The organism is Streptomyces thermospinosisporus (assembly GCF_039526425.1).
Lineage (GTDB): Bacteria > Actinomycetota > Actinomycetes > Streptomycetales > Streptomycetaceae > Streptomyces > Streptomyces thermocarboxydovorans.
The window spans coordinates 200,993-207,821 of record NZ_BAAAIZ010000008.1; the positions used below are offsets into that span (position 1 = coordinate 200,993).

The window sequence follows — 6,829 nt, forward strand, 5'->3', positions numbered from 1 at the left end:
CCCGATCATGGCGGCATGTCCGCGCACCCGCACGACGCCCTGCCGATCCGGCTCACCGTCGACGACAGCGACTCCCCGGCCGATGTCGTCGACGCGCTGTTCCTCGGCCGCTTCGCGACCGGCGAGCAGCCGTTCTCGCACTCCGTCAACATCGACCGGGTCCGCTCCGGCGCGACCCTGCTGCCGGCGTCGGCGCGGGTACTGCGGGTCGCCCGGGACGACGACCGCAGCGCCACCCTGGCCGAGGGGAACGGCTGGACACTGCTGGTCTCCCGCTGGAACCGGGGCGCCGACGTCACGGTCACGGCGACCAGCGCGGAGCTGGCCGCGAAGGTGCTGGACGAGGCCACCGACGGCGCGGCGGACGAACCGGAGCCGCAGCCGGAGAACGTCACCATGGGCTTCTGGTACGTCTCCCCGCGGCGCGGACCGCACCGCACCACCCGGCAGATCACGGCGGGCACCTGGGAGGAGGTGCGCGGCAACTACACCGCGCCGGTGGCGGACGCGATGGACCGCCTGATGAAGACCACCCCCGAGGACATCTCCGGCCGGCTGCTCCTGCTGCACGGCCCGCCGGGCACCGGCAAGACCTCCGCGCTGCGCACGCTCGCCCGGTCCTGGCGGGACTGGTGCCAGGTGGACTGTGTGCTCGACCCCGAGCGGCTCTTCTCCGACGTGGGCTATCTGATGGACATCGCCATCGGCGAGGACGACCCGGCGGGCAAGGGCCGCTGGCGCCTGCTGCTGCTGGAGGACTGCGACGAGCTGATCCGCGGCGAGGCCAAGCACACCGCCGGCCAGGCGCTGTCCCGCCTGCTCAACCTCACCGACGGGCTGCTCGGCCAGGGCCGCAATGTGCTGGTGGGGGTCACCACCAACGAGGACCTGGAGCGGCTGCACCCCGCGGTGGTCCGGCCCGGCCGGTGCCTGGCCCGGATCGAGGTAGGACCGCTGACCCGCCGCGAGGCGGTGAACTGGCTGGGCCGCGAGGACGGCATCGGCCGGGAGGGCGCCACGCTGGCCGAGCTCTACGCGCTGCGCCGGGGCACCTCGCCCGCGGCGCTGCCGGAGCCCCGCGGGGACACGGACGCCGGGCTGTACCTTTGACATCCTCCCGAACCTAAAGGCCCGGGATTCCGGTCTGCTCCCACGGCGGCGACGCTGTGGGCAGCTCCTGGGGGGGTTCCTGCTTCGCTGCGCGGTGCCGGGACGAGTCCCGGTCTTACCTGCGCTCGACAGGCTGTCACGGCCAGTCCGGCCGCCTTGGCGACGTTGACCGCCGCGTTGATGTCCCGATCCAGGACCGCCCCGCACGCCCCGCACGTCCACACACGGACGTGCAGGGGCTTGGGGGCGTCCCTCACGCCGCACTGCGAGCACACCTGGGAGGTCGGCTCGAACCGGCCGATCTTCACGAAGGTGCGCCCGTACCGGGCGGCCTTGTACTCCAGCATGGCCACGAACGCCGACCATCCGGCGTCGTGCACTCACCGGCCGGGTCAACCGGGTGATCACGCACGGCCGGTTCTGGTCCCCCTCGTACTTCGCGGGCTCGTGCGGCGGAGCGCCGCTCCAGCTGGTCAAGGACTACATCGCGCAACAGAAACGGCCGGACTGAGCACGGCCAGCCGTGAGCGCGGACAGACAGTGCGAACCCGTGCCCACCGCTGAGGTCAGAGCAGGCCAGAGATGCGATTCACCCCCGGCCTGCAGGCCGGGACACTCTCGCAAGATCAGCGGTAGGAGCACGGGCTGTACCTGCAGAGCCCGGGCCGTACCTGTGGACCGCCGGGCTGTACGCGTGGACCGGCGGGTGTTTGATGGTCGTATGACCGTGTTCGTCGGGACGTCGGGCTGGCAGTACCGGGACTGGCGCGAGGTGCTGTACCCGGCGGGGGTGCCCATGCGGCTCTGGCTGGAGGAGTACGCGGCGCGCTTCGCCACCGTCGAGATCAACAACGCCTTCTACCGGCTGCCGTCCGCGGAGACCTTCGCGGCCTGGCGGGAGCGCACCCCGCCGGGCTTCGTGGTCGCGGTCAAGGCGAGCCGCTACCTCACCCACATCAAGCGGCTGCGGGACCCCGAGGAGCCGGTCGGACGGCTGATGAGCCACGCCGCCGGGCTGGGCGACCGGCTCGGCCCGGTCCTGCTGCAGCTCCCGCCCACGCTGCGCGCCGACCCCGGCCTGCTGGACGCGTGCCTGCGCTGCTTCCCCGGCTCCACACGGGTCGCGGTGGAGCCCCGGCACGAGTCGTGGTGGACGCCTCGGGTGCGCGAGGTCCTTCAGGCCCGGGGGGCGGCGCTGTGCTGGGCGGACATCCTCTCCCGCCCGGCGACCCCGCTGTGGCGCACCGCCGACTGGGGCTACGTCCGCTTCCACCAGGGCCGCGCCCACCCGTGGCCCCGCTACGGGCGCCAGGCCCTGCACACCTGGGTGGACCGCATCGCGACGACCTGGACCTCCGGGGAGGACGTCTACGTCTACTTCAACAACGACCCGGGCGGGGCGGCGGTGCGGGACGCGGTGACGTTCGGGCGGGCGGCGAGGTCGGCGGGACTGGACGTGACCCGGACCCCGGAGCAGGTCGCCCAGGCCTGAGCGCACGGGGCGGGTCCGCTCCGGCACTTGGCACTACGGCGCCCCGGCACTCCGGTGCTCTGGTGCTCCGGCGCTCCGGCGCTCCGGCGCTCTGGGCAGGGGCTGCTCCCCGCAGGTCGCCCCGCAGGAGCTACTCCCCGTAGATCGCCCGCAGGGGCTACTCCCCGTAGGTCGCGCGCAGGGCGTCCCGGACCGCGGCCAGCGCCTCGTCCTCGGTCAGCCCCAGCCGCTTCACCCGCTCGGCGAACGCCTGGGCGGCCGACGCCGCCTCCCGCTGGGCCGCCGAGCCCGCGGCGGCGATCACCGTCCCGTTGCGCCCCCGCGTCTCGATGACCCCGTCCGCCTCCAGCGCCCGGTACGCCTTGGCCACGGTGTTGGCCGCGAGGCCGAGCGTCTGGGCCAGCCCCCGGACCGTCGGCAGCCGGTAGCCCACCGGCAGCGCTCCGGACCGCGCCTGCTCGGAGATCTGCGCCCGCACCTGCTCGTAGGGCGGCGCACTGTCGTCGATGCGGATCTTCAGGCTCACGCCCCGATTCTCCCGCACCGGACGGAAAATGAGAGGCGCGGCCCGGCCGGTTGCTCGTAGCGTGCGCCGTCATGACTGTCATCGTGCGCGATCTGCGACCCGAGGTACGCGCCGACGCCGAGGGCTTCTCCCGCGTCCGCCGCCTAGCCGTTCCGTTCATGCTGTCCACCCCCGAGTCCGTGCTGCACGACCTGACGCACTCGCACCCGGAGGCCCGCTTCACCCAGCTCGTCGCCGAGGAGGACGGCGAGATCATCGGCACTGCCCAGGTCAGCCTCGCCCACGACAGCTCCGAGCCCGGCCAGGGCAACGCCAACATCTATGTGCACCCGGAGCGGACCGGGCGCGGCGCGGGCACCCTGCTGGCGCGCACCGCCGAGGAGCGCCTGGCCGCCCTCGGCGTCCGGAAGGTCTACAGCTGGGTGCCGGACGAGCCCGCGGGCCGCGCCTTCGCCGAGCGGCGCGGCTACCGCCCCAGCCGCTCCGCCTACTTCCTGCGGCTGGACCTGGCGAACGGCACGGTGCCCCCGCTCCAGGACCCGCCGCCGGGTGTGGAGCTGCGCAGCGGCGCCGACTTCGCCGGCGACCCGCGCCCGGTGTTCGAGCTGGACGCGGAGGTGGCCTCGGACGAGCCGGGCGACGTCGACACCGCGCTCACCGACTACCAGGCCTGGCTGGAGGCGACCTGGCGGCACCCGCTGCTCGACCTCGGCCTGACCACCGTCGCCGTGGCGGACGGCCGCCCGGCCGCCTTCACCCTCGCGTACACCGACGGTGCCGGCCGGTACGGTACGGCCATGACCGGCACCGCCCGCGCCCATCGCGACCGGGGCCTGGCCAAGCTCGCCAAGACCGCCTCGCTGCAACGCGCCCGCGCCGCCGGGTGCACGGAGGCCTTCACGGGCAACGACACCGGCAACGAGCCGATGATCGCCGTCAACAAGTGGCTGGGCTACGAGGTCTGCGCCACGGAGGTGCGCCATGTCCGCGAACTCGGCTGACGAAGGGCCCGCCGTGGAGGTCGTCCTGGTCAAGGCGGGCCGCACCAAGATCCGTTACCCGGCGCGGCTGCTGTCCGACGACGGCAGCCGGATCGCCGTGCGCGCCCCCTGGGCGGGCGGCGGCGTGCGCGACTTCGGCTTCGTCCGTTTCGAGCCCGGTGACGTGTTCACCGAGTACTACTGGCGCGACCGCTGGTACTCGGTGAAGGAGGTCCGCGCGCACGACGGCACGCTCAAGGGCCACTATTGCGACATCACCCGCCCGGCCGTCCGCTGCGGCCCGGAGCTGGTCGTGGAGGATCTCGACCTGGACCTGTGGTGCTCGGCGGACGGCACGGACATACGGCGGCTCGACGAGGACGAGTTCGCGGCGAGCGGCCTCGAGGTGTCCGATCCGACGGCAGCAGCAGCGGCCGTGGCCGCCCTCGACGACCTGGAGTCCCTGGCCCGCGCGGGCGGCCTGGGCAGCCTCCTGGCCTGACGGGGACGGGGTCTCGGCTCCGGCGTCCGCCTGGGTGACGGGGTCCCGACTCCAGCGCCCGCCTGGGCGAGCGGGCCGCGAATCCGGAGCCCGCCGAGGTGACGGGGCCCCCGACTCCAACACCCGCCTGGGTGAACGCGCCTCGACTCCGGCGCCGCCAGGCGACCTGGCCTCACTCCGGCGAGGTGACCGGGGCTCAGCTCCGGCGTCCGCCAGGCGGCCCGCCCTCAGCCCGACAACGCCACCACCGCGTAGCGCTCGTCGTCCACCTCCCTCCCCCACAGCGCCGGGTCGCCGGACAGCCGCTCCAGGCAGACCTGTCCGCCGAGCGGTGCGAGCAGCGCGGTGAGCCGGTCCGCCGGTATGCCGACCGGGCTCACCGTGCCCCACACTCCCTCGACCAGCACGAGCCGTCCGCCCGGCCGCAGCAGCCCCCGCCAGTGCCGCAGCACCCGGCCGGGGTCCGGCAGCGTCCACAGCACATGGCGGACGAGGACGGCGTCGAAGCGCTGCTCGCCGACCGGCGGCGCCGCCGCGTCGCCGCACAGGAACACCGCGTCGCGCCCGGCGAGCTTCTCCCGGGCCAGCGTCACCATGGCCCGCGACCGGTCGACACCCGTCACCCGGTGCCCCTGCTCGGCGGCGAGCAGCGACAGGCTTCCGGTGCCGCAGCCGAGGTCGAGGACGTCGGCGGGGGCCGCGGGCAGCCAGTCGCGCAGCCGGCCGGCCCAGGCGGCGCGCACCCGCGGATCGCGCAGCCCGTGGTCCGGCTCCTCGTCGAAGGCGGCGGCCGCGGCGTCCCAGTCGTAGGCGCTGTCGTAGGTCATGCGGCCCAGAGTGACACCTGCCACTGACAGTCCCCTCGTGACCGGGGCCACAGACAGACCGGGACCGATGAGGAACTCTCGCCCGAAAGGTCCACCTCCGTGAGAACACCACACGGAAGTCGGGAGGACCTGGAGGAGGCAGCCATGCGCCGTGTCACCGTGCACAAGCCCCTGAAGAAGATCCTGAAGAAGACCGACTCCCGCCGGGTCCGCGAGGAGGCCGAGGAGCACCCCTCGGGCCGCCCGGAGATCCGCCGGGACATCGCCCGCACCTGGTGGCCCGAGGGCTGAACCCCCCGGCCACCGCGGGGGGTTCCGCGTGGTCCTTCGTGTGCGCACCGTAGCTGTCTGATCTGAGCCTGAGCACTCCCTTAACGCGGCCATAAGGATTCCCGATCAGGGCCTTGGCCAGGCGATTTCCCGGCTTTCCGGGGCTAGCTTCTGATGCACCCCCACGGGATCCGTTCACGGGTTCCGCCCCTGCGGGACGCCCCCGTCCCGCACGGGCTCCCCACCGTCAGTGATCGTTTCGAGGAGTTGCTTCCCCCATGCCCGCACGCCGCAAGGCCGCCGTCGCCGCTGCCGGTCTCGTCCCGCTCGCCCTGACCGCCCTGTCCGCCGCACCGGCGTCCGCGCACGGCTCGATGGGCGACCCGGTCAGCCGGGTCTCGCAGTGCTACGCCGAGGGCCCGGAGAGCCCGAAGTCGGCGGCGTGCAAGGCGGCCGTCGAGGCGGGCGGCACCCAGGCGCTCTACGACTGGAACGGCATCCGCATCGGCGACGCGGGCGGGCGCCACCAGGAGCTGATCCCGGACGGCAAGCTGTGCAGCGCCGACAACGATGAGTTCAAGGGCCTCGACCTGGCCCGCGCGGACTGGCCGGCGACCAGCGTGAGCGCCGGTTCGTACACCTTCAAGTACCGGGTGACGGCCCCGCACAAGGGCACCTTCAAGGTGTACATCACCAAGCCGGGCTACGACCCGGCCAAGCCGCTGTCCTGGGACGACCTGGACCTGGCGAACCCGGTGGCGACGGCCACCGACCCGGCCGCCTCCGGCGGCTTCTACACCTTCAGCGGCACCCTCCCGGAGCGGTCCGGCAAGCAGCTGCTGTATGCGATCTGGCAGCGCTCGGACAGCCCGGAGGCGTTCTACTCCTGCTCGGACGTCACCTTCGGCGGCGGCAGCTCCGCGGCCGGCTCCGGTGACGCGCCGAAGAAGGCGCCCGCGCCGGCCGCCTCCGCGCCGACCGAGCGGCAGATCAAGGAGGGCACCGCCAAGTCGACGGTGGAGAACCACGGTCACGGCGACAACGACCCGAAGACCTCGGCGGCACCGGCCGCCGAGAAGGAGAAGGCGGGCGAGGCTTCCGGCGCCTCCGCCCCCGAGGCGG

Annotated in this window: 8 protein-coding genes and 2 pseudogenes; 7 read left to right on the forward strand and 3 right to left on the reverse strand. The window is 73.6% G+C overall.

Annotated elements, in window-relative coordinates; translation table 11 throughout:
• Nucleotides 1–15 precede the first annotated feature (15 nt).
• Nucleotides 16–1,110, forward strand: a complete 1,095-nt coding sequence (locus tag ABD207_RS03920; protein WP_344010045.1) for a DUF5925 domain-containing protein — start codon at nucleotides 16–18, stop codon at nucleotides 1,108–1,110.
• Here ABD207_RS03920 and ABD207_RS03925 read toward each other — a convergent pair.
• Nucleotides 1,032–1,490: pseudogene (locus ABD207_RS03925) on the reverse strand (zinc ribbon domain-containing protein); the annotation flags it as partial. The gene ABD207_RS03920 and the pseudogene ABD207_RS03925 overlap by 79 nt on opposite strands.
• 32 nt (nucleotides 1,491–1,522) lie before the next feature.
• On the opposite strand from ABD207_RS03925, the pseudogene ABD207_RS03930 reads away from it, so the two are divergent.
• Together ABD207_RS03930 and ABD207_RS03935 are read left to right on the forward strand one after the other, a co-directional pair.
• Nucleotides 1,523–1,621: pseudogene (locus tag ABD207_RS03930) on the forward strand (transposase); the annotation flags it as partial.
• A gap of 210 nt (nucleotides 1,622–1,831) precedes the next feature.
• Entirely contained in the window at nucleotides 1,832–2,602 is a 771-nt protein-coding gene (locus tag ABD207_RS03935) for a DUF72 domain-containing protein (RefSeq protein WP_344010047.1), read from the forward strand.
• 157 nt (nucleotides 2,603–2,759) lie between these two features.
• Here the strand turns inward: ABD207_RS03935 and ABD207_RS03940 are convergent, their stop codons facing one another.
• Nucleotides 2,760–3,128 carry a GntR family transcriptional regulator gene (locus ABD207_RS03940; protein WP_344001428.1) on the reverse strand — a complete coding sequence of 123 codons (369 nt, stop codon included), beginning with the start codon at nucleotides 3,126–3,128 and terminating at the stop codon, nucleotides 2,760–2,762.
• A gap of 71 nt (nucleotides 3,129–3,199) precedes the next feature.
• Between ABD207_RS03940 and ABD207_RS03945 the strand changes: the two genes are divergently transcribed.
• Nucleotides 3,200–4,129: a GNAT family N-acetyltransferase gene (locus tag ABD207_RS03945; RefSeq protein ID WP_344010049.1), complete on the forward strand. Its 930-nt coding sequence runs from the start codon at nucleotides 3,200–3,202 to the stop codon at nucleotides 4,127–4,129.
• A complete protein-coding gene (locus tag ABD207_RS03950; protein ID WP_344010051.1) occupies nucleotides 4,110–4,610 on the forward strand; it encodes a ribonuclease FAU-1 family protein in 501 nt (166 codons plus the stop codon). The genes ABD207_RS03945 and ABD207_RS03950 overlap by 20 nt, the downstream gene beginning before the upstream one ends.
• A 227-nt stretch (nucleotides 4,611–4,837) precedes the next feature.
• Here the strand turns inward: ABD207_RS03950 and ABD207_RS03955 are convergent, their stop codons facing one another.
• Nucleotides 4,838–5,437, reverse strand: coding sequence for a class I SAM-dependent methyltransferase (locus tag ABD207_RS03955; RefSeq protein WP_344010052.1), 600 nt, complete (start codon nucleotides 5,435–5,437; stop codon nucleotides 4,838–4,840).
• 144 nt (nucleotides 5,438–5,581) lie between these two features.
• On the opposite strand from ABD207_RS03955, the gene ABD207_RS03960 reads away from it, so the two are divergent.
• Both ABD207_RS03960 and ABD207_RS03965 read left to right on the forward strand, forming a co-directional pair.
• The gene (locus tag ABD207_RS03960) at nucleotides 5,582–5,728 is read left to right on the forward strand and encodes a hypothetical protein (protein ID WP_344010053.1); all 147 of its coding nucleotides are present in this window, start codon (nucleotides 5,582–5,584) and stop codon (nucleotides 5,726–5,728) included.
• A gap of 257 nt (nucleotides 5,729–5,985) precedes the next feature.
• The coding region (locus ABD207_RS03965; protein WP_344010055.1) for a lytic polysaccharide monooxygenase auxiliary activity family 9 protein at nucleotides 5,986–6,829 on the forward strand (844 nt) is incomplete at its 3' end.